This is a genomic window from Streptacidiphilus monticola (genome assembly GCF_042658505.1).
GTDB lineage: Bacteria > Actinomycetota > Actinomycetes > Streptomycetales > Streptomycetaceae > Streptacidiphilus > Streptacidiphilus monticola.
In genome coordinates this window covers 12,935-35,361 of record NZ_JBHSQJ010000021.1, presented here as the reverse complement: position 1 = coordinate 35,361, position 22,427 = coordinate 12,935, and the positions used below count along the sequence as shown (strand labels likewise).

The 22,427-nt window shown below is 72.6% G+C and carries 17 protein-coding genes; 3 read left to right on the top strand and 14 right to left on the bottom strand.

The window, feature by feature from the left end:
* The first annotated feature begins 35 nt into the window (after positions 1-35).
* Positions 36-1,109 (top strand): C40 family peptidase, encoded by a 1,074-nt coding sequence (locus ACFP3V_RS06810; protein ID WP_380580822.1) that lies wholly within the window; start codon positions 36-38, stop codon positions 1,107-1,109.
* Between the two features lie 100 nt (positions 1,110-1,209).
* On the opposite strand, the gene ACFP3V_RS06805 is transcribed toward ACFP3V_RS06810, so the two are convergent.
* Together ACFP3V_RS06805 and ACFP3V_RS06800 are read right to left on the bottom strand one after the other, a co-directional pair.
* Entirely contained in the window at positions 1,210-1,863 is a 654-nt protein-coding gene (locus ACFP3V_RS06805) for a LuxR C-terminal-related transcriptional regulator (protein ID WP_380580820.1), read from the bottom strand.
* A complete protein-coding gene (locus ACFP3V_RS06800) occupies positions 1,860-3,197 on the bottom strand; it encodes a PspC domain-containing protein (RefSeq protein ID WP_380580818.1) in 1,338 nt (445 codons plus the stop codon). The genes ACFP3V_RS06805 and ACFP3V_RS06800 overlap by 4 nt, the downstream gene beginning before the upstream one ends.
* 143 nt (positions 3,198-3,340) lie before the next feature.
* On the opposite strand from ACFP3V_RS06800, the gene ACFP3V_RS06795 reads away from it, so the two are divergent.
* Both ACFP3V_RS06795 and ACFP3V_RS06790 read left to right on the top strand, forming a co-directional pair.
* The gene (locus tag ACFP3V_RS06795) at positions 3,341-4,624 is read left to right on the top strand and encodes a PspC domain-containing protein (RefSeq protein WP_380580816.1); all 1,284 of its coding nucleotides are present in this window, start codon (positions 3,341-3,343) and stop codon (positions 4,622-4,624) included.
* Positions 4,621-4,938: a hypothetical protein gene (locus ACFP3V_RS06790; protein WP_380580814.1), complete on the top strand. Its 318-nt coding sequence runs from the start codon at positions 4,621-4,623 to the stop codon at positions 4,936-4,938. Before ACFP3V_RS06795 ends, ACFP3V_RS06790 begins: the two co-directional genes overlap by 4 nt.
* Here the strand turns inward: ACFP3V_RS06790 and ACFP3V_RS06785 are convergent.
* From ACFP3V_RS06785 to guaB, 12 genes are all read right to left on the bottom strand, one after another.
* Complete coding sequence (locus tag ACFP3V_RS06785; protein ID WP_380580812.1) at positions 4,869-5,363, bottom strand: DoxX family protein; 495 nt, start codon at positions 5,361-5,363, stop codon at positions 4,869-4,871. The two genes, ACFP3V_RS06790 and ACFP3V_RS06785, sit on opposite strands and share 70 nt — an antisense overlap.
* Before the next feature lie 63 nt (positions 5,364-5,426).
* Positions 5,427-6,392, bottom strand: a complete 966-nt coding sequence (locus tag ACFP3V_RS06780) for a hypothetical protein (RefSeq protein WP_380580810.1) — start codon at positions 6,390-6,392, stop codon at positions 5,427-5,429.
* A 266-nt stretch (positions 6,393-6,658) separates the two neighbouring features.
* Positions 6,659-7,780, bottom strand: a complete 1,122-nt coding sequence (locus ACFP3V_RS06775; protein WP_380580808.1) for an SPFH domain-containing protein — start codon at positions 7,778-7,780, stop codon at positions 6,659-6,661.
* A 129-nt stretch (positions 7,781-7,909) separates the two neighbouring features.
* Positions 7,910-9,484, bottom strand: a complete 1,575-nt coding sequence (gene guaA, locus ACFP3V_RS06770; RefSeq protein WP_380580806.1) for a glutamine-hydrolyzing GMP synthase — start codon at positions 9,482-9,484, stop codon at positions 7,910-7,912.
* Positions 9,485-9,581: 97 nt separating this feature from the next.
* Positions 9,582-9,860 (bottom strand): chorismate mutase, encoded by a 279-nt coding sequence (locus ACFP3V_RS06765; RefSeq protein WP_380580805.1) that lies wholly within the window; start codon positions 9,858-9,860, stop codon positions 9,582-9,584.
* A 1,075-nt stretch (positions 9,861-10,935) separates the two neighbouring features.
* Positions 10,936-12,732 (bottom strand): GMC family oxidoreductase N-terminal domain-containing protein, encoded by a 1,797-nt coding sequence (locus ACFP3V_RS06760; protein WP_380580803.1) that lies wholly within the window; start codon positions 12,730-12,732, stop codon positions 10,936-10,938.
* Positions 12,733-12,762: 30 nt separating this feature from the next.
* Positions 12,763-14,382 carry a succinic semialdehyde dehydrogenase gene (locus tag ACFP3V_RS06755; RefSeq protein ID WP_380580801.1) on the bottom strand — a complete coding sequence of 540 codons (1,620 nt, stop codon included), beginning with the start codon at positions 14,380-14,382 and terminating at the stop codon, positions 12,763-12,765.
* 107 nt (positions 14,383-14,489) lie between these two features.
* Complete coding sequence (locus ACFP3V_RS06750) at positions 14,490-16,196, bottom strand: serine/threonine-protein kinase (protein WP_380580799.1); 1,707 nt, start codon at positions 16,194-16,196, stop codon at positions 14,490-14,492.
* A 152-nt stretch (positions 16,197-16,348) separates the two neighbouring features.
* The gene (locus ACFP3V_RS06745; protein WP_380580797.1) at positions 16,349-17,479 is read right to left on the bottom strand and encodes a protein kinase family protein; all 1,131 of its coding nucleotides are present in this window, start codon (positions 17,477-17,479) and stop codon (positions 16,349-16,351) included.
* A gap of 213 nt (positions 17,480-17,692) precedes the next feature.
* Positions 17,693-19,153, bottom strand: coding sequence for a serine/threonine-protein kinase (locus tag ACFP3V_RS06740; RefSeq protein ID WP_380580795.1), 1,461 nt, complete (start codon positions 19,151-19,153; stop codon positions 17,693-17,695).
* 324 nt (positions 19,154-19,477) lie between these two features.
* The gene (locus ACFP3V_RS06735; RefSeq protein WP_380580793.1) at positions 19,478-20,590 is read right to left on the bottom strand and encodes a GuaB3 family IMP dehydrogenase-related protein; all 1,113 of its coding nucleotides are present in this window, start codon (positions 20,588-20,590) and stop codon (positions 19,478-19,480) included.
* Between the two features lie 211 nt (positions 20,591-20,801).
* The gene (gene guaB, locus ACFP3V_RS06730; protein ID WP_380580791.1) at positions 20,802-22,301 is read right to left on the bottom strand and encodes an IMP dehydrogenase; all 1,500 of its coding nucleotides are present in this window, start codon (positions 22,299-22,301) and stop codon (positions 20,802-20,804) included.
* Positions 22,302-22,427 lie beyond the last annotated feature (126 nt).

Here is a 22,427-nt window from a genome sequence, read left to right as displayed (position 1 = left end):
AACCGACCAGCTCCCCCGGAGAAGGGAACGCCCCCGTGGCGTCGCACCGAAAACCCAGAACCAACCCGCTCAGCGGGCCCGCCGCCCGCACCGCCGCCACGATGGCCGCCGCAGCGGCCGCCTCGGTCGGCATCCTCGCCCAGGCCCAGCCCGGGCACGCCGCGCCCCGGCCCACGCCGCAGCAGGTGAAGGCGCAGGTCGACGCGCTGTACCAGCAGGCCGAGAAGGCCACCCAGGACTACGACGGCGCCGCAGAGCGCACCGCGGAACTCACCCGCCAGGCGAGCAACCTGCAGGACCAGGCCGCGCGCACCGACAGCCGGCTCAACGACCTCCGCACCCGCCTCGGGCAGGTCGCCGCCGCGCAGTACGCCACCGGCACCATGGACCCGCAGCTCCAGCTGCTGATGTCCGCCCACCCCGACGACTACCTCCGCCAGGCCGGAACGCTCCAGCAGGTGAGCGCCGCCGAGGCGGAACTGATGCGGCAGTACTCCTCCCAGGCCACCACCCTGCACGCGCAGGAGGCCGCCGCCCGCGCCAAGTTGGTCCAGCTCCAGGCCGAGCAGCGCCGCCTCGCGGCGGCGAAGGCCACGATCCAGGCGGGCCTGGCCGCCGCCCAGCAGCTGCTGGCCACGCTCGACGCCGAGGCGCGGCAGACGCTCCAGGCCGCGTCGGCGGGCGGGAGCCCGCAGACGCAGGTCCCGGCGCAGGGCGGTTCGACCCAGGGCGGCTCCGCACCCGTCGTGAACGTCCCGGTCAGCGGCCGGGCGGCAGCGGCGGTGGCCTTCGCCAGGGCACAGCTCGGCAAGCCGTACGTCTGGGGCGCGACCGGCCCGAACTCCTTCGACTGCAGCGGACTCACGCAGGCGGCGTGGCGCGCGGCGGGGGTGTCGCTGCCCCGGACGACGTACGAGCAGATCAACGCGGGGACGCGGATCGCCGTGTCCCAACTCCAGCCCGGCGACCTGGTGTTCTACTACGCGGGTGTCAGCCACGTGGCGATCTACGTCGGCGGCGGCGAGATCATTCACGCCCCCCACCCCGGCGCGTCGGTGGAGTACGCACCCCTCCACGAAATGCCCATCTCCGGCGCCGTCCGCCCCTGACGGGCCCCTTTCCGGGGCGCGAGGATCCCCACCCTTCGGGCGGGAGGTGCCCCACCGCGAGAAGGGTGGGGATCCTCGCGCCCAAAGGCCCCCGCGGGGCTCAGACCAGTCGTCGGGCGGTGGCCCAGCGGGTCAGTTCGTGGCGGTTGCTCAGCTGCAGCTTCCGCAGGACCGCTGACACATGGCTCTCCACCGTCTTCACGGAGATGAACAACTGCTTCGCGATCTCCTTGTAGGCGTACCCCCGCGCGATCAGCCGCAGCACTTCCCGCTCGCGCTGCGTCAGGCGGTCCAGGTCCTCGTCCACCGGGGGCGTGTCCGTCGCCGCGAACGCGTCCAGCACGAAGCCGGCCAGCCGCGGCGAGAACACCGCGTCCCCGTCCGCCACCCGGAAGATCGCGTCGACGAGGTCCGTCCCGGTGATGGTCTTGGTGACGTAGCCGCGCGCGCCGCCGCGGATCACGCCGATGACGTCCTCCGCCGCATCCGAGACCGACAGGGCCAGGAAGCGCACACCCTCCAGCGCCGCGCAGCGCCGCAGCACCTCCACCCCGCCGCCGCCGGGCAGGTGGACGTCGAGGAGCACGACGTCCGGGCGGGTCCCGGTGATCACCGACACCGCCTGCTCGACGTCGTCGGCCTCCCCCACCACGTCCACGCCGGTCCGCTCGGTCTGGCCGATCTCCGCCCGGACCCCGGTCCGGAACATCCGGTGGTCGTCGACCAGCACGACCCGCACCTGACGCTCACTCATGACGCCGCCCTCTCCATCTCCAGCTCGACCTCCGTACCGCCCGCGGGGGCCGGCCGGACCCTGGCGTGCCCGCCGTTCCGCTGCATCCGGCCGATGATCGACTCGCGGACGCCCATGCGGTCGGCCGGCACCGCGTCCAGGTCGAAGCCGGGGCCGCGGTCCCGGACGAAGATCCACACCGTGTCGCCCTCCACCTCGGCGTAGACCGAGACGGGCTCGCCGCCACCGTACTTGGCCGCGTTGACCATCGCCTCCCGCGCCGCCTGCAGCTGCGCGCCGAGCTTCTCGTCCATCGGGCACTCGCCGACGCAGATGACCTCCACCGGCACCCCGTGCAGGTCCTCGACCTCCGCCGCGACCCGACGCACCGACTCGCCCAGGGTGTCCGGAGCCCCCTCGGCCGCTTCGGCCTCCCCGTTCGAGGAGCGGTACAGCCACTGCCGCAGGTCGCGCTCCTGGGCCCGGGCCAGGCGGGCGACCTCCTTCGGGTCGTCCGCGTTGCGCAGGATCAGCGTCAGCGTGTGCAGGACCGAGTCGTGGATGTGGGCGGCGACCTCCGCCCGCTCCTGCGCGCGGATGCGCTCGCGCCGCTCGGTCGTCAGGTCCTGCCACATGCGCAGCAGGTAGGGGCCGGCCAGCAGCAGGACGCCGGCCAGGACCGCCAGCACCGCCTGGAACACCTTGGCGAAGTCGCCCAGCGAGCCGGACACCACCAGGAACCCCACCACGCCCGCAGCGACCAGCACCACGCCGGCCGCCAGCCGCAGCGCGGAGGTGCCGCGGCTGGACTCGCCGAGGGAGAGCCAGCGGGCCCAGCGGGTGTCGTCGGCCTGCCGCCAGACCACGGCCACACCCGCACCGGCGATCAACACCGGCCAGACGTAAGGGGATTGGCTTCCGCCGCCGATCGTGTCCAGCAGCACCAGGCCGCCCGCCGCCAATGCGATCAGGGCCAGCAGCGGCGCCCGCTCCCGCTCGTCAGCCGAGGCGGGGTCGCCGCGGAACAGCTGCTGCAGGCCCTGCCGCACCCGTCCCAGGCCGCGCGGCGGCTTCTCCAGCGAGTAGGGTCCGACACCGCCCTGCTGCCAGACGGCGGGATCACCGCCCCCAGCCCTGCCCATCGGCACCACGAACCAGAAGACGGCGTAGAGCAGCAGCCCGAGCCCCTGACCCAGCGTCAGCACCACGAAGGCGGCCCGGACCCAGAGCACCGGCAGGCCGAGGTGGGCCGCGAGACCGCTGGCGACGCCGCCGATGATCCGGCCCTCGCGGCGGCGGTACAGCTTGCGCACGGGGGGATCCGCGGGGGCGGGGTTGAGGTCGGTGGCAGCCACGAGACCGATCGTCACACGTCCGGGGATGGAAAAGCATCAGGGTGTGCCCGGAAACGGCGCGCGGGCTGTGTCAGGGTGAACTCAGGGTCGGAGCAGGGAGATGACGGATGGGCAGGGGCACCGCCGCGCCGGAGGATGGTCCCATGACGGAGGATCAGCAGACGGTGACGGCCGCACCGGCCCCGGACCCGGCTCCCGAGCAGCGGCCCCCGCTGGAGCGCAGCACCGACCACCGCGTGGTGGCCGGCGTGTGCGGCGGGCTCGGACGGCACCTGGACATCGACCCGCTGGTCTTCCGGGTGGTGATCGCCGTGCTCTGCCTCTGGGGCGGCGTCGGCCTGTTCCTCTACGGGATGGCCTGGCTGATCGTGCCGGTGCAGGGCACCGGCCGCAACGAGCTGCAGCGGCTGCTCTCCGGTCGGGTGGACGGCCAGTCGCTCGGCGCGGTCCTGGTGACCGTCCTGGGCACCGGCATCTTCTTCAACTACATGGGCGCCCGCGGGCACCTGTTCCCGCTGCTGCTGATCGGCCTGCTGGCCTTCGCCGCCCTGCGCTACGACCCCGCCAAGCACCGCCGCCCGCCCGTTCCTCCGGAGCCGCCGCAGGACGCGCCGCCGCCCTCCGTGCCGGGCTGGTGGCAGCGCCCGGACCCGATGCCCAAGGCCGAGGTGACGGCGCCGGTCGATCCCCTGGCCAAGGCGACGGTCCCGACCGGGGCGGCGAGCTCCGAGGCGACGACAGGCGAGACCACCGGCGGGACCACCGAGGACGCCGCCCCGGACGCCGTTGAGCCGCCGTCAACTCCCGGCCGTCGCAGGCGAGGTCGCGGCTGGCTCGGCCCGCTGTTCACGCTGCTGGCCATCGGAGCGGCGACCTGGACGGCGGTGTACGGCAACCGGCACGACGGCCACGTCAACACGCTCGCGGTGCTGGCCGCCGCGCTCGGGACGCTCGGCGTCGGCATCATGCTCGGCTCGCTCTGGGGGCGCCCACGCGGCCTCGTCGCGCTGGCGGCCGTGCTGAGCGCGGCGACCATCGTGGTCGGCGCCGCTCCCTGGGCCTGGGAGAAGCACAGCCCCCGGGTCACCTGGGCGCCCACCTCGGCCACCGACCTCGCCGACAGCTACCAACTGGGGAACGGCACGGCCACGCTGGACCTCCGCGCGCTTGCCCCCGGCCAGGGCCACACCCTGGTCACCCGGGTCCACCTGGGCGCGGGCAGCCTGCGGGTGCTGCTGCCCGCGGCTCCCGAAGCCGTGATCAGCGCCAAGGTGGGAGTCGGCGAGGTGCACCTGCCGGACGGCTCGGCCGGCGGCCTGGGCAGCTCCCGGACGGCGGACCTCAACCCCACGGGGAGCACGGCCAACGGCACCCTCTCCGTCGATGTCGAGGTCGGCGCCGGAACCGTGGAGGTGGAGCGCGGATGACGAAGCATCAGGGGATGACCGAGCACGGGACCGGGCAACCGAGGACCGCACAGCACCGGCACCACCACCCCGATCTGGAGCGGCACCGCTTCGACGCCTTCTCGCTGATCGCCGGCGCGGTCTTCGTGCTGGTGGCGGTGGTCTACCTGCTGCAGTCGGCCGGCGTGCTGCACGTCAGCCCGCGGCTGGTGGTCCCGGTCGAGCTGATCGGCCTCGGCGCGGGCGGTCTCGCCGGGGTGATCCGTCAGCGCTCCAGGCGCCGCGCCGACCGCGCGGCCCGCACCGACGTGAACCAGGCGTCCGCCGACAGGTAGGGCGTGCCTGCCAGGACGAGCGGGACCCAGGCCATCAGGTAGATCAGATCGTTGCCCAGGTAGTACGGGTGGACCTGCCAACTGACCGTCAGGAACAGGCTCAGGTTCAGCAGGACGCCGCCGATAGCGGCGACCCGCCCGAGCACTCCGAACAGGGCGCCGAGCCCGACGGCCAGCTCGCCCAGCGCGAAGGCGAGGGCGAAGGCCGTCGGCGCCTTGAGCGCGAGGTCGAGCAGTGGCCCGATCGGGCTGGACCCCTTCAGCCCGCTCGTCATCGCCGCGAAGGACTGGCCGTCACCGACGCCCTGGAAGTAGTGCGCGTCGGTGAGCTTGTCCAGCCCCGCGTAGATGAAGGTGACCCCTAGGAACAAGCGCAGCGGCAGCAGCGCGTACTGCTCGCCCAACGCCTTCCATCTGCTGACCATCCCCTGCTCCTCCTCGCCTCGGACTCCAGTACGCGGCGAGGGCGCGTCCGGTTCAGCCCGCGGTCAATGATGGTGAGACTTGTTCATCATCACCACAAGCACCACGGCCGCGACCACCAGGGCCGCCGCCAGGCAGGCCACGGCGATCTTCAACGGGCTGTACGGGCGCTCCCCGATGACCTCGCCGGTGCGGGCGTTCACCATCACCTGCCAGGCCTTGCCGGCGTGAAGGTACGTCAGGAACCAGACCGGGAGCAGCAGCAGCTTGTAGGTCACGTCGCTGTAGCTGGTGGACATCGAGTGGACCCGCTGCTCGTCACCGCCGATGTCGCTGGTGCAGTCCGCCCGGATGACCGGCGCCATCCGCCGCTTGGCCGACTCCAGCCCGTCCTCCGGCTCCACGTCGTACCGCACGGTGCGGAACCCGGCCAGGTACTCCTCCTGGTAGGGCACGGCCTCCGGCAGCGGCCACGGGGTCAGCTTGTCGAGCTGCTGCTCGGGCACGGAGGTGCTGCCCGGCACGAGCACGTCGTCGAAGAACCGCCCCACGGTGCCCGAGGCGGGATACCAGGCGGTGCGCTGGACCTGCCGGGTGCGCTCGACGGTCTCGCCGTCCACCGTCTCGGTGTAGGTCTCCGTCTCCCAGTAGTGCTCGCCGCGCTCGCCGGTGTACTCGGTCACCGTGTCCGCGTCGTAGGTCCAGTGCGGCAGGTAGCTGCCGCGGAAGGTCTCGGCCTCGGTGACCTTCTTCAGGCTGGACGGCGCGAACCAGCGGGACTTCGTCCACTTGCGCAGTTCCTCGCGTGCCTGCTCGCGGCCGATGCCGAAGGGCAGGACGGCCTCCGGCACGACCCGCTCCATGGCCGCGGCGTCGGCCACCAGCGGCGTCGCGCAGAACTGGCACTTGTCACTGAGCGAGTCGCTCTCGGTCACGGCGTGGCAGCCAGGGCAGGTGAAGACCTTCATCCCGGCGGGTACGGCAGCCCGCCGCGGCAGCGCGGCGAGCTCCCCGATCGGATGCTCCGTCACCTGCCGGGGGATCGGCACGATCCCCTGCTCGTGCTTGCAGTAGGGACACCGCAGCGCGTACGTCCCCGGCGCGTACTCGCTGCGCGCGCCACACGCCTCACACTCGAACGCCCGATCCGCGGCAGGCGCGAACCCTTGATCCGTCATCAGCCTTCTCCCCCTACGGTCACCAACGGGGCGCGAGGAACTGCGCGCCCAGCCACCCACCCACGTGCACACCGAACCTTGCTGCCAAACCTCCCTGAGTGGTGGGCTGCTCGCGCAGCTCAGCCCTGCGGCGGGAGCGGCGGAGGAACGTTGGCGAACAGGGGCGCCAACTCCGCTATCTGCTCGGCGGGCTGCCAGTTCGCCTGGCCGTTGCGCCAGACCAGCGTCGTCCGCGTCAGATTGCCCGAACTCACCTGCCCCGCAAGGGCATTCTCGTCGAAAGGCCCCTGCTGCTGCCCGTTCACCGCGATGAACCACTGCACCGCCGTCGGCAACGGCGGCGGCGTCACGACCGGAGGAGCCGCCGCGGGCACCGGGGCCGGTGCCTGGGGCGTCAGACCCTGCGCGATGCGCTGGCCCAGGGCCATGCCGACGCCCAGCCCGACCCCCTCACCGCCCCCGCCCGGGTTCGCCGCGGCCGTCTCGATCGCGTTGGCCGCCTGGAACCTGGTGTAGTCGTCGAGGTTTCCCGCGATGCCCATCCGGGAGCGGGTGTCGATCGCCGCCTCCACCTCCGGCGGGACGCTGATGTTCTCGATGACGAACTTGGGGATCGCGATGCCGACCGAGGCCAGCTCCTCGGTCAGGACGCCCGCGAGCTGCTGCCCGATGCCGTCCTGACGGGCCGCCAGGTCCAGCAGCGGGATCCCGGCCGCGCCCAGCGCCGAGCCGAGCTTGGAGACGACGAGCTGCCGCAGGTACTCGCCCACCTCCTCGGTGCGGAACTGCGGGTCCGTGCCCGCGAGTTCGCGCAGCAGCGCGGCCGCGTCGGAGACCCGCGCCGCGAAGGCGCCGAAGGCGCGCACCCGCACCATGCCGAACTCCGGGTCCCGCAGGATGACCGGGTTCTGCGTGCCCCACTTGAAGTCGGTGAACTGCCTCGTGTTGACGAAGTAGACCTCCGCCTTGAACGGCGAGTGGAAGCCGTACTTCCAGCCCTTCAGCGTGGACAGCAGCGGGAGGTTCTGCGTCTCCAGGGTGTACGTGCCGGGCTGGAAGACGTCCGCCAGCTGCCCCTCGTTGACGAAGACCGCCACCTGGGACTCGCGCACGACGAGCCTGGCGCCCATCTTGATCTCGTTCTCGTAGCGCGGGAAGCGCCACACGATGGTGTCCCGGCTGTCGTCGGTCCACTCGAGGATGTCGATGAACTCACCGCGGATGCGGTCCATGAGGCCCATGCGGAAATCTCCCCCGTACTGGTGCGGTCGAGCCGAACCAGACCATAGCAACCCGTCCGGACAAGGCGAAGGGCCGCGGTCTCCCCTGTGGAAAACTCGCGGCCCTCGCCTCTCAGCAGTGCGGGAGCGTCACTCCCACTCGATGGTCCCCGGCGGCTTGCTGGTCACGTCGACGACGACGCGGTTGACATCGCGGACCTCGTTGGTGATCCGGGTGGAGATCTTCTCCAGCACCTCGTAGGGCAGGCGCGACCAGTCGGCGGTCATCGCGTCCTCGGAGGAGACCGGGCGCAGCACGATCGGGTGGCCGTAGGTGCGGCCGTCGCCCTGGACGCCGACCGAGCGGACGTCGGCCAGCAGCACCACCGGGCACTGCCAGATCTCGCGGTCCAGCCCGGCCGCGGTCAGCTCGTGCCGCGCGATGGCGTCGGCCTCGCGGAGCAGGTCCAGGCGCTCCTTGGTGACCTCGCCGACGATCCGGATGCCCAGGCCCGGGCCCGGGAACGGCTGGCGGTGGACGATTTCGGCAGGCAGGCCCAGCTCCTCGCCGACCTTGCGCACCTCGTCCTTGAACAGCTTGCGCAGCGGCTCGATCAGCTGGAACTCGAGGTCCTCGGGCAGGCCGCCGACGTTGTGGTGCGACTTGATGTTCGCGGTGCCGGAGCCGCCGCCGGACTCGACCACGTCGGGGTAGAGGGTGCCCTGGACCAGGAACTCGACCGGCTCGCCCTCGGCCCCGGCCTCGGCGATGATCTCCGCCTGGGCCTGCTCGAACACGCGGATGAACTCGCGGCCGATGATCTTGCGCTTCTCCTCGGGGTCGGTGACCCCGGCCAGCGCGGACAGGAACCGCTCCTCGGCCTCGACGACCTTCAGCTTGACGCCGGTGGCCGCGACGAAGTCCTTCTCGACCTGCTCGGTCTCGCCCTTGCGCATCAGGCCGTGGTCGACGTAGACGCAGGTCAGCTGGTCGCCGATGGCCCGCTGGACCAGCGCGGCGGCCACGGCGGAGTCGACGCCGCCGGACAGCCCGCAGATCGCCCGCCTGCTGCCGACCAGTTCACGGATCGCCGCGACCTGTTCCTCGACCACGTTGTGCGTGGTCCACTCGGGCCTGATCCCGGCGCCCCGGTACAGGAAGTGCTCCAGCACCTGCTGGCCGTGGGTGGAGTGCAGCACCTCCGGGTGGTACTGCACGCCGTAGAGCTTGAGGTCGTCGTTCTCGAACGCGGCGACGGGGACGACGTCGGTCGAGGCGGTGACGGTGAAGCCGGCGGGAGCGGCGGAGCAGGCGTCGCCGTGGGACATCCAGACGGACTGCACCTCGGGCGTGCCCTCGAAGAGGGTCGAGCCCGGCTGACTGACCGTCAGCGGCGTGCGGCCGTACTCGCGGGCGCCGGAGTTGTCGACGGTGCCGCCGAGGCTGGTCGCCATCAGCTGGAAGCCGTAGCACATGCCGAAGACGGGCACGCCCGCCTCGAACAGGGCCTTGTCGACGGTGGGGGCACCGGGCTCGTAGACCGAGGACGGACCACCGGAGAGGATGATCGCCTTCGGGTTCTTCGCGAGCATCTCGTCCACCGGCATGGTGTGCGGGACGATCTCGCTGTACACACGTGCTTCGCGGACGCGCCGCGCGATCAGCTGTGCGTACTGCGCGCCGAAGTCGACGACGAGAACGGTGTCGGGGGTCGCAGATGCCACGTGGCGGCCTTCCGGCGGAATTGCGGGGGTCCCCGCCAGTCTACCGGGCGCCTGACGGCGTCCTGACGGACGGGGACGGGTCCGCACGGAGGGAACGTCAGGCGCGGCCCCGGCACAGTTCGAGCAGCAGCATGGCGACGTCGGTCCCGGCACGGCCGAGCCGGGCGCGGTAGCGCTCCAGGATCTCCATCTCGCGGGTCAGCGAGAGGCGCGGGCCGCCGGAGGCGATGCGCGCGGCCTGAACCTCGGCCGAGACGGCACGGCGCTGGTCGATCAGGTCCAGCAGCTGCGTGTCGAGCGCGTCGATCCGGGCGCGCGCACCGGCGATGACGGCGGCGGCCTCGTCGGCGGTGAGGGTGGCGGTGGTGTCGGACATGTCGGGAGGCTCCTCCTGGTCGGTGGAGCCCCGGGGACCTGGTGCCCGGAGAGACGCGANCCCGGGCCGTGTGGCCCGGGGCGCCTGCGTGGACTCGTCTGGATGGGTTCAGACGGCAGCACCATGGCGACCGGAGCCTCCGGCGCCATAGGTAAAGGTGAACGCTGCGCTGAACATGCGGGTCATGCTACCCCCTTCGGGGGACAGTACGGGCGCCTTCGCGTGACCACCCGTCAGCAGAATCGTTGTTCCGGACGACCGCACCCGGTGCACGCCCCCGCCAGGGGCGGGTTCCCGCCCTCTCGGGGGCGCCCGTGCGGTCGGCAGGACCACGCGTGGAAGTGCAGGAAGCAGTCCGCCGGAGCGATGAGGCGCGCCCAGTGCGCGCCGTGGGACCTCGCCCCGGCGCGAAGACCGGACAGCAGGGGACAGCGGCCCGGTCGCGACTGTGCGGGAAGGGGCGTTCCGCCCCCGGGGACGCTCGGGGGCGGAACGCCCCGGACCCGCCGCCCCACCCGAACGCCTCCGGACCCGACGCGCCCTGGCCCGCGCGGGTGCGCGCTCTATGCGCGCCCACGTGCGCCCCTTGCGGAGAGTAGTCGGGCGGAGCTGACGGCGCGTCAAAATCGACTATGCCGAAGTGTGCCGAACAGGTTGCGGACTCGGCTTCCCATCCCCCACGATGCTGGTGAGGGGGTGGAGTTCGATGCAGGCGGCGCCACCGGGGCGCTGATGTCACAGCTCGAAGCGGACGGGCCCACTCGTCACTTTCCGTGATCCGCGACCCGTTCATCAGGACCATCCTCCGCACGGCGCCTTCCCCCCGGTGCCGTCACCCCAGCGCCGGCGCTGCCCTGACGCCGCGTGCTGCGACGCAAGGGGCCCCGTCTTCCCCCGCGGGGCCCCTTGCCAGTTCGCCACCTCGAAGAGCCAGTTGCACGGCCCCGCCGGGGGCGCGGGGAACTGCGCCAGCGGCACACCACCCACGGAGGTTCGACCCGTTGAGCGGGGACGGACCTCCGTGGGTGGTGGGTTGCTCGCGCGGTTCCCCGCGCCCGTAACGGCTCCCCGCAAGTCATTCGTTGCGGGAAGGTACTTCCGGGACGGGGAGCAGGAGTTGGCCGAACGCGCCTGCCGGGACGGCGGGGCGATGGGGGGCCACGGGGGCGACGCGGAGGTACGGCTCGCCCTGCGCGGGGCGGGGGTCCGCCTCGCCCTTGTTGGGCCAGAACGCCATCGCCCGCTCCGTCTGCGCCGCGATCGTCAGGGACGGGTTCACCCCGAGGTTCGCCGAGATCGTCGAGCCGTCCGCGACCGTGATGCCCGGATAGCCGTAGAGCCGCTGGTAGGGATCCACCACGCCGGACTCCGGGCTGTCGCCGATCGCGCAGCCGCCGATGAAGTGGGCCGTCATGGTCCTGCCGGTGACATCGCCGATGTTGGTGCCGGAGAAGCCGCGGATCTCGTCCGCCAGGGCGTCCGCGGCCCGCTCCGCCGCCGGGATCCACTTCGGGTTGGGGGCGCCGTGGCCCTGACGGGACGTCAACTGGCCCTTGAACAGCCCGGACTTCCGCCGCGAGACGATCACCGAGTTGTCCAGCGACTGCATCACCAGCCCGATGATGATCCGCTCCGACCAGCGGCGCTTGTCCAGCGCCCGCAGTGCGACGTCCGGACGGCGCAGCATCCGGCCGAGCAGTCGGACCGGCCTGGGCAGCCGGCCCTCGCCGGGGACCTTCTGCACGGTGAGCAGGCCCATCGCGTTCGAGCCCTTGCCGTAGCGCACCGGCTCGATGTGTGTCGTCTCGTCGGGGTGCACGGAGGAGGTGATGGCCACGCCCTTGGTGAAGTCCGCGCGCCGCCCGTAGCGGCGGTCCGTGGTCTGCGCACCGACCAGGGCCTCGGAGTTGGTGCGGGTGAGAACGCCCAACCGGTCGGAGATGCGCGGCAGTTCGCCCTCGTCCTTGAGCCGGTGCAACAGCTTCTGGGTGCCCCAGGTCCCGGCCGAGACCACGACGTACCGCGCGCGCAGCGTCCGGGTCTGCCCCTTCCGCCGCGGCCGGTCGGTCGGCCGGACGGTGACCGCGTAGCCGGGGCCGTCCGCGCGGATGGTCTCGACCGTGGTCAGCGGCAGGATCTCGGCGCCGCCGGCCTCCGCCAGGAACAGGTAGTTCTCGGTGAGCATGTTCTTCGCGCCGTGGCGGCAGCCGGTCATGCACTCGCCGCACTCGGTGCAGGCCCGCCGCGCGGGTCCGACGCCGCCGAAGTACGGGTCGGGGACCTCCTCGCCCGGTGCCGCCTTCGGGCCCGCGCCGCCCGCGTCGGCACCGTCGCCGAAGAACACGCCGACCGGCGCGAGGTGGAAGGTGTCGCCGTAGCCGAGCTTGTCGGCGGCCGCTTTGAGGTGCTCGTCGGAGGGGGTCATCGTGGGGTTGGTGCGCACCCCGAGCATCCGCTGCGCCTGGTCGTAGAAGGGTGCCAACTCCTCGGCCCAGTCCGTGATGTGACGCCACTGCGGGTCGGCGAAGAACTGCTTGAGCGGCACGTAGAGCGTGTTCGCGTAGTTGAGCGAGCCGCCGCCGACACCCGCGCCCGCGAGCACCATGACGTCGTTGAGCACGTGGATGCGCTGGATGCCGTAGCAGCCGAGGGCGGGCGCCCACAGGAAGCTCTTCACGTCCCAGGAGTTCTTCGGCAGGGTCTCCCGGGTCCACCTGCGGCCCGCCTCGAGGACGCCGACCTTGTACCCCTTCTCGGTCAGCCGCAGCGCGGAGACCGATCCGCCGAAACCCGAGCCGACCACGAGCACGTCGTAGTCGAAGCCGGCCTCGGCCTCCAGCGGTGCCTTACTGGTGGTGCTCTCCGTCGCCATCGACGTTGCCCTCCCGGCAGGTTCGGTTGCTCACTTGAAGCGCAGCGCCTTGAGCGCCTTGAGCGAGGTCTGCAGGAACTTCGCATGGGCCTCGTCGCTCATTCCGAAGGAGGGGCCCATGCTGATCAGCCGCTGCACCGCGACCGTCTGCACCTCGGTGTACTTGAGGATGCCCTCGGCGCCGTGGCGGCGGCCGACGCCCGAGTCGCCCATGCCGCCCATCGGGGCCGCGACGCTGCCGTAGGCCGGCGCGTAGCCCTCGTTGACGTTGACGGTGCCGCTGTGCAGCCGGGCCGCGACCGCGCGCGCCCGCCGCGTACTGCGGCTCCAGACGCTGGCGTTGAGTCCGTACGCGGTGTCGTTGGCGCGGGCGACGGCCTCCTCCTCGTCGCGGAAGCGGTAGACGGAGACGACCGGGCCGAAGGTCTCCTCGGTGCACACGGCCGCAGCCTCGGTGACGCCCTCCAGCACGGTCGGCTCGTAGAACAAGGGGCCGACATCGGGCCGGGCCTGACCGCCCGTCAGCACCCGGGCGCCGTTCTTCACCGCGTCCTCGACGTGGCGGGTCACCGTGTCCAGTTGGCGCTTGGACACCAGGGAGCCCATGTCGGCGCCCCAGGCCAGGGAGTTGCCCAGCCTGAGCGCACGGGTGCGGGCGGTGAACTTCTCCAGGAAGGCGTCCGCGACCGCCTCGGCCACGTAGAGCCGCTCGATGGAGATGCACAGCTGGCCGGCGGAGGAGAAGCAGGCGCGCACCGCGCCCTCGGCCGCCCGGTCCAGGTCCGCGTCGGCGAGGACCAGCATGGCGTTCTTGCCGCCCAGCTCCATCGAGGCGCCGATCAGCCGCGCGGCCGCCTTGGTGGCCACCTCCCGGCCGGTGCGGGTGGAGCCGGTGAAGGAGACGTAGTCGGCGTGGGCCACCACCTCGGGGCCGACGACCGGTCCGTCCCCGATCACGATCTGCCAGAGCTCGGCCGGCAGCCCGGCCTCGACCAGCAGTTCGCGGGCGCGCAGAGCGGTCAGCGCGGTCTGCGTGTCGGGCTTGGTGACGACGGCGTTGCCCGCGACGAAGGCGGGCAGCGCGTCGCCGACGAAGAGCGCCAGCGGGTAGTTCCACGGCGAGATCTGGCCCACCACGCCCTTGGGCTGGCGCAGTTCGGTGACCTGGGTGAGCACCGGGAACACCCCACGGCGGCGGCGCGGTCGCAGGTAGGAGGCGCCGGCCCGGCCGTAGTGGCGGGCCTCGACGGCGGCGCTGAGCACCTCCTCGGCGGCGTGCGCGCGGGCCTTGCCGGTCTCGGCCTGGACCAGGTCGAGCAGCTCGTCCTTGTGCGCCAGCAGCAGGTCGTGGAAGCGCAGCAGCACCGCGGCGCGCTCGCGGACCGGCCGTGCCGCCCAGGCCGGCTGGGCCGCGCGGGCCCGCGCGAAGGCGGTGGCCACGTCCTCGGGGGTGGACTCCGGGATCTCGGCCAGCGGCTCGCCGGTGAACGGCACGCGGGTGCCGGCCAGCGTCGGCGTGTCGCTGACGACCACGGCGGAGGTGAGCCGCCGTACCAGGTCCGGCGTCACCGCCTCGGCCACGGTGCGCGTCCCGGCGGCGGCCACCGGGTTCCGTCCGCTCTTGCCCGTCTCCGCGATCGTGTCAGTCATGACTGGCAGAGTAGGGCCTCGGGGACCGGAAGGGTACCCGTCGGTAACCCAATTCCCTCGGTCCGGCGCGCGCCGCCCCGAGCCCGGCCCACGCGGCGCGGCCGCGGCTACCGCCAGGTGAAGTACTGGCAGAGCGTGGTGAACCGGCCGTAACCGCTGGCGAGCCAGGAGTCCTCCGGGTAGACCACGTACAGGTCGTACTCGGTCCCCGTCTTCGGGTCCTTGAACAGCTGCTCCTTGCCGTGCAGGTGGTGTGTCTGCCCGTCCTTGAGGGTGGCGTCGAGGGTGAACTCCCAGAGCGCGCCGGGCATGCCGTGGTAGGTGTTCTCCTCCAGACCCTTCAGCCGGTAGCTGCTGAACTGCTTGGCGTTGGCGGCGGACATCTCCTGCGCGTGCTGGAGCGGTGTCTCCGCCTGCCCCGGGGTGACCCCGAAGACGATCCGGTACAGGTCCCCGGCGCCGCCGGTGCCGTAGGTGATGGCGAGCAGCCCGCGGTCGTCGTTGCGGGTCCACTGGCTGGTGTCGGGCAGCGGGAAGCTGAAGCCGACCGGGTCGTGCACCCAGTGGTAGCCGGTGGGCAACTGCTGGTCGGGCACCGCGTGCTGGGACTGCACCGGCGAGGGGCTGCCGGACGGATCCGGCGAGGAGGAGGCCGGCGGGTTGGCCGACGGCCCGGCCTGGGCGTGCGAGTTGAGCTTGTACGCCACCCCGCCGCCGATCGCCGCCGCGACGATCCCGGCGACCACGATCCACGCCCAGGCACCGCGTCTGCGCCTCGGCGCGGCCGGCGGCGGCGCCGACCGGGACGTCACCGGCGGCTCCGGCGGGGCCTGCTGCTGCAGCACCGTCGGACCGGTCGGCTGCTCCGGCACCACAGGCCCGGGCTGCTGACGGGGCACCAGTTCGGTCGGCTGGTACGGCTCCTGACGATCCACCACCGGCACGCCGCGGGTCGGCGTGTGCAGCGGCCCGGGGACCGCGAAGCTGGTGGTGTGGCCGGCGGCGACGTCCTCCAGCATCCGGATCGCGTCCTCGGTGCTGGGCCGCCCGGCCGGCTCCTTGGCCATCAGCGCCTGCAGCACCGGTGCCAGCGCGCCGGCGTTCCGCGGCTCCGGCAGCGGCTCGGACACCACCGCGGCCAGCGTCGTCAGCGGCGACTCGCGCCGGAACGGGGACTGCCCCTCCACCGCCGCGTACAGCGTGGCGCCCAGCCCCCACAGGTCCGACTCGGGCCCGGGACGGCCGCCGTGCACCCGCTCGGGCGCCAGGTAGTCGGGCGAGCCGACCAGGTCGCCGGTGCGGGTCAGCGCCGAGTCGCCCTCGAAGGTGGCGATGCCGAAGTCGGTCAGCACGACCCGGCCGGTGCCGCGCTCCAGCAGCACGTTGGCCGGTTTGACGTCCCGGTGGATGACGCCGACCTGGTGGCCCCGGTGCAGGGCGGTCAGCACCTGGGCGCCGATCCGCGCCGCCTCACGCGGCGTCAGGGTGCCTTCCTGCTCGACGAGTTCCGCGAGCGAACGGCCGTCGACCAGCTCCATCACGATCCACGGCTTGCCGTCCTGCTCCAGCACGTCGTGGATGGTGATGACGCCCGGATGCTTGATCCGGGCCGCGGCACGGGCCTCCTGCTTCATCCGGGAGCTGACGATCTGCAGGTCCTCCTCGGCGAGGTGACCCACCGACAGTTCCTTGACCGCGACCTCGCGGTCGAGCATCTGGTCCGTGGCACGCCAGACCGTGCCCATGCCCCCGCGCCCCAGGCGCCGGCCGAGCAGGTAGCGGCCCGCCAGCAGCCGCTCCGTGTCCGTTCCCACGCGTGCCTTCCCCCAGAACTCGGCTCTCCGCCGGATTGTCGAACTACCAGACTAGGGACTGCGCCTGCGGCTGGTAATGCCGGGCCATGTGTCGAGACCCTTTTGCAGCCCGTTCAGTTGCACCTTCCCGGACGAACCCTGGCAAGCGGCGCTCAACGCGAGGTCAACGCGGCCAGCAGCAGGACCAGGACGACGACCGCAACGATCCCGCCGACCAGCAGCGGACCCAGCAGCGCGCCGCTCCCCCGGCGCCGCTTCGCCGCGTGGTGCACCGGCTGCTCGCGGCGGACCACCCGCGCCCGCTCGTCCCGCTGCCCGGGCAGCAGCGCGGCCGCCGTCGGCAGCACCTCCAGCGGCTCGGGAGCCCGGACCAGCAACTCCCGCAGCTCAGCCCGGACCTGGACCGCGTCGGGCCGCCGCAGCGGGTCGGCGTCGAGCAGCCGGGCCAGCAGCGGGGCCAGCGGACCGGCCGCGCGCGGCGCGCTGTACGCGGCGCCACCGCGGACGGCCGCGATCAGCGCGGCCGCGTCGCCCTCCGGGAACGGCGGTTCCCCGGTCACGGCCCGGTGCAGCAGCACCCCCAGCGCCCAGCTGTCGGCCGCCGTGCCGACCGGGAGGCCGGCGCCCTCGACCACGCCCGCCTGCTCCGGGGCCCAACGCTCGGGCACGGCACCGACGATGACCGCACGCGCGTCCCGGGCCCGGACCCGGGCCGGATTCCACAGCGCCGTCGAAACCCCGGCGCCCGCCTCCTCCAGACCTGGCCCGCCGCACAGCGCCTCCTGTGCCGCGCCCAGCGCCAGGCCACCGAGCAACGCGGTGCCGTCCTCGCAGACGGTGACCGACATGGGAGTGACGTTTCCGTGCACCAGCCCCATCCGGTGCACCGCGGACAGCGCCGCGGCCAGGTCGTGCCCCAACTCGGCCGCCCGGTACGGGGACAGCGGCCCTGCCCGGAGCAGCTCGGCCAGGCTCTGACCCGGCACCAGCTCACCGGCGACCCAGAGCCGGCCGTCCTCCGCGAACACCTGGAAGGCCTGGCACAGCCGCGGGTGGTCCGGAACGGTCTCCGCGACGAAGGCGGCATGGGCGAGCGCCCGGCCCGACGCCTCGTCAAGCCCGGCCGGAGCCGCCAACTGGTCGTAGGGGCTCACCACTTCGGGCAGCGGCAGCTCCTCCAGCAGCACCGGGGCACCGCTGCGCTCGTCCCGCGCCTCCAGCCCGGCGCCGCGGCGACCGGTCACCAGGTAGCGGCCTGCCAGCAGCCCTGCGCGCGCGCTCATCCCCGACACCTCCTCCCACCGTCCACCCTAGTGCCGTGTCCGGACAGGTTCGCCGGGTTGCGGTGTCCGGTGTGGGGGCACTCCCGGCCGAAGGCTGGGGGGAGTGCCGTGCCGGGCGACGCAACCCGGTGGACCTGTCCGGACCCGGCACCAGGCCCTGTACGGCGACCTCAGCGGCGACCGGGCGGCAGGCCGTGGGGAGCCGGGCCGGACTCAGGCGCGGAAGCTGGAGAAGAAGCGCCGCAGCAGCTCCTGGTTGCGCTTGCTCTCCCAGGTGAGCGCGGGGGCGGTCCAGTAGATGGCGTAGCCGTGCGAAGCGTCCACCACGAAGCCGCGGTTGAGGGCCCGGTGGCTGCCGCAGACCCACTGCCAGTCGGCCGCGTCCCAGCCCCGGTAGGCGACCTGCTTCAGCTCGATCCGGCGGTAGTCCGAGCAGGTGCCGGCCACATGGGGCTCCTCCTGCTGCCAGGCGCCGAGCGCGCCCAGTTTCGTCAGCGGCGTCGGTGTGAACTCCAGGTCCAGCACCCCCGCCGGACCGCGGTACTTCCACGCCGTGGCCGAGCTGCTCTCCAGCGTCCAGCCCAACGGGATCTGGATGTGCGAGCCACCCGGCCCGGCCACCTCCCGGTACCCGGCGTCGGCCCCGGCCGCGTCCGAGGAGCCGGAGCGTGACGCGGAGGCCCTCGCCGTCGCCGTGGCCGCGGCCGCGCCCGACGGGGCGTCAGCCTGCTTGCGGTGATGGCGGATCGCCGCGAAGGCCACCGTCACCAGCACGGCCGCCAGGACGACGGCCAGCACCAGCAGCGGCTTACGCGAGGGCCGGGCCGGGGCGCTCTCCACCAGGGTCCGCTCCGGCTGCGGCAGCGGGGCGGTCGTCGTGGTCCGCTCGCGCCGCTCGTACTCGCCCAGCACCGCCCGCAGCATGGCCTGGGCCGTCTGGGCGTCGAGCCGCTGCTCGGGGTCCTTGCGCAGCAGCCCGGCGATGACCGGCGCCAGCAGGTCGGCGCGGCGCGGCGGTTCCGGCTCCTCGGTCATCACGGCGGTCAGCGTGGACAGCGCGGAGCCCTTGTCGTAGGGCGGGTGCCCCTCGACCATCGCGTAGAGCGTGCCGCCCAGCGACCACATGTCGCTCGCCGCGCCGGCCGCCCGGCCCCGCGCCCGCTCGGGCGAGATGTACGAGGGCGCGCCGACGAGCATGCCGGTCGAGGTGACCGAGGGGTCCCCCTCCACCCGGGCGATGCCGAAGTCGGTGAGCACCACCCGGCCGTCCGCGCCGATCAGCACGTTGGACGGCTTCACGTCCCGGTGCACGATCCCGGACCGGTGCGCCTCGGCCAGCACCGACAGCAGCTCCAGCGCCACCTCGGCGGCCCGACGGGGCGTCAGCACGCCGTCCCTGCGGATGACTTCGCTGAGGGAGCGGCCGTCGACCAGCTCCATGACGATCCAGGGCCGGCCGTCCTCCTCGACGACGTCGAAGACGGTCACCGCGCCCACGTGCCGGATCCGGGCGATGGCCTTGGCCTCCGTCAACGTCCGAGTGACCAGGCGGTGCCGCTCGTCGTCGTCGACCTCGGTGCTGAACCTCAGCTCCTTGACGGCGACCTGACGCCCCAACACCTCGTCCTCGGCCCGCCACACGGTGCCCATGCCGCCCTGTCCGAGCACGGACACCAGCCGGTATCTGCCCCCGAGAAGCCGGTCCTCTGCCATCCGGATGCCACCCCTCCGCGCCGCTCTCGTGTCGTGTCCATCATCCCGAACAACGAACGACGGGCCACGTTGGGGGCGGAGCCCCCTCAGGGGCGCGGGAAATGCCCACCCCCGCCCAGCCTCCGGCCGGGGCTCTCCCCCCACGGCGGGCGGTGCCCCCACCGCCGACAACACACCACCCGGGGAGGTTCGGCCCTTTCGAACTGGCCGGACCTCCCCGGGTGGGTGGTTGCTCGCGCAGTGTCCTCGCGCCCCTGGAGGCTGCGCCTCCTGACGGGGCGTCGGCTAACGGGCGACGGTGACCTCGACGCGCTGGAACTCCTTGAGCTCCGAGTAGCCGGTGGTGGCCATCGCCCGGCGCAGCGCGCCGAAGAGGTTCATCGTGCCGTCGGGCGTGTGCGAGGGGCCGAGCAGGATCTCCTCGGTGGAACCGACCGTGCCCAGGTTCACCCGCTTGCCGCGGGGCAGCTCCTCGTGGACGGCCTCGCTGCCCCAGTGGAAGCCGCGACCTGGGGCGTCCGTCGCCCGCGCCAGCGCCGCGCCGATCATCACGGCGTCCGCGCCGCAGGCGATCGCCTTGGAGAGGTCGCCGCTGAAACCCACGCCGCCGTCCGCGATGACGTGCACGTAGCGACCGCCGGACTCGTCCATGTAGTCGCGCCGCGCGGCGGCCACGTCGGCGACCGCGGTGGCCATCGGCACCTGGATGCCGAGCACCGTCCGGGTGGTGTGCGCCGCGCCGCCGCCGAAGCCGACGAGCACGCCCGCCGCGCCGGTGCGCATCAGGTGCAGCGCCGCGGTGTACGTGGCGCAGCCGCCGACGATGACCGGGACGTCCAGCTCGTAGATGAACTGCTTGAGGTTCAGCGGCTCGGCGGCGCTGGAGACGTGCTCGGCGGACACGGTGGTGCCGCGGATCACGAAGATGTCCACGCCCGCGTCCACGACGACCTTCGAGAACTCGGCGGTCCGCTGCGGCGAGAGCGCGGCGGCGGTGACGACGCCGGAGTCGCGGATCTCCTTGAGCCGGCGGGTGATCAGCTCCGCCTTGATCGGCTCGCGGTAGATCTCCTGGAGGCGGCGGGTGGCGACCGCCTCGTCCTTGATGTCGGTGATCTCCTGGAGCAGCGAGGTCGGGTCCTCGTAACGGGTCCACAGGCCCTCCAGGTTCAGCACGCCCAGGCCGCCCAGGCGGCCGAAGGCGATGGCCTGCTCGGGCGAGACGACGCTGTCCATCGGCGCCGCGAGGAAGGGGAGCTCGAAGCGGTAGGCGTCGATCTGCCAGGCGATCGAGACCTCCTTCGGGTCCCGGGTCCGCCGGCTCGGCACGACCGCGATGTCGTCGAACGCGTACGCCCGCCGCCCCCGCTTACCCCGCCCGATCTCGATCTCGGTCACGTCGTGCCCTTCCCTCAGCCTGCAGTTTGCCAAGCACCAGTATCAGCCACGCCCAGGGGGCGCAGTCCGCAGGGGCGCGAGGACACTGCGCGCCCAGCACACCGCTCGGGGAGGTCCGTCCCGTCTCAAGGGGTCGAGCCTCCCCGGGTGGTGTGGTCGCTCGCGCAGTGTCCGCGCGCCCCTCAAGGGGCCTCCGGCCCCTGACGCGGCGTCACTTGCCGTGGTAGTTGGGGGCTTCCACCGTCATCTGGATGTCGTGGGGGTGCGACTCCTTCAGACCCGCCGACGTGATGCGGACGAACCGGGCGTCCTTCATCTCCGCGATCGTCTTCGCGCCCACGTAGCCCATCGTCTGGCGCAGACCGCCCACGAGCTGGAACAGCACGGACCCGAGCGGCCCGCGGTACGGCACCTGGCCCTCGATGCCCTCGGCGATCAGCTTCTCGTCCGAGGAGACCTCGCCCTGGAAGTAGCGGTCCTTGGAGAAGGACTTCGCCTGCCCGCGGCTCTGCATCGCGCCCAGCGAACCCATGCCGCGGTAGGACTTGAACTGCTTGCCGTTGATGAACAGCAGCTCGCCCGGGGACTCCTCGCAGCCCGCGAGCAGCGAGCCCAGCATGACGGTGTCCGCGCCCGCCGCCAGCGCCTTGCCGATGTCGCCGGAGTACTGCAGGCCGCCGTCGCCGATCACCGGCACGCCCGCGGCGGCCGCCGCCTCCGCGGCCTCGTAGATCGCCGTCACCTGCGGCACGCCCACGCCCGCCACCACGCGGGTGGTACAGATCGACCCCGGGCCCACGCCCACCTTGATGCCGTCGACGCCGGCGTCGATCAGCGCCTGCGCGCCGTCCCGGGTCGCGACGTTGCCGCCGATCACGTCGATGCCGATGGTCGACTTGATCTTGGCCATCCACTCCAGCGCGTTGCGGTTGTGGCCGTGCGAGGTGTCGACGACCACGAAGTCCACGCCCGCCTCGGCCAGGGCCACCGCCCGGTCCAGGGCCTCCGCGCTCGCGCCGACCGCCGCGCCGACGATCAGCCGGCCGTTGGCGTCCTTGGCCGCGTTGGGGTACTGCTCCGCCTTGACGTAGTCCTTGACGGTGATCAGACCGCGCAGCTTGCCCTCGGCGTCGACCAGGGGCAGCTTCTCGATCTTGTGGCGGCGCAGCAGCGCCATCGCGTCCTCGGAGGAGATGCCGACCTCGCCGGTGATCAGCGGCATCGGGGTCATGACCTCGCGGACCTGTCGGCCCCGGTCGGTCTCGAAGGACATGTCGCGGTTGGTGACGATGCCGACCAGGCGGCCCTCGGCGTCGGTCACCGGCACGCCGGAGATCCGGAACTTCGCGCACAGCGCGTCCGCCTCGGCCAGGGTGGCCTCGGGGCCGACCGTGATCGGGTCGGTGACCATGCCGGACTCGGAGCGCTTGACCAGGTCGACCTGGTTCACCTGGTCCTCGATGGACAGGTTGCGGTGCAGCACGCCGACGCCGCCCTGGCGGGCCATGGCGATGGCCATGCGCGCCTCGGTGACCTTGTCCATGGCGGCGGAGAGCAGCGGGATGTTCACCCGCACATTGCGCGAGACCCGCGACGAGGTGTCCACCTGATTCGGCAGCACCTCGGAAGGGCCGGGCAGCAGCAGGACATCGTCATAGGTGAGCCCGAGCATCGCGAACTTCTCGGGTACACCTGCGGCGTTGTAAGACATGAGTACCTTCCCGTACCGGCGCGACTCGGCGCCTCGGGGGCCGCGTTGGTGGGCAGCTCGGCACCGATACGTCATTCTACCGATCCCACGGGTGCCCTCTTGCGCCCCAGCGATCACTGAGGTAGG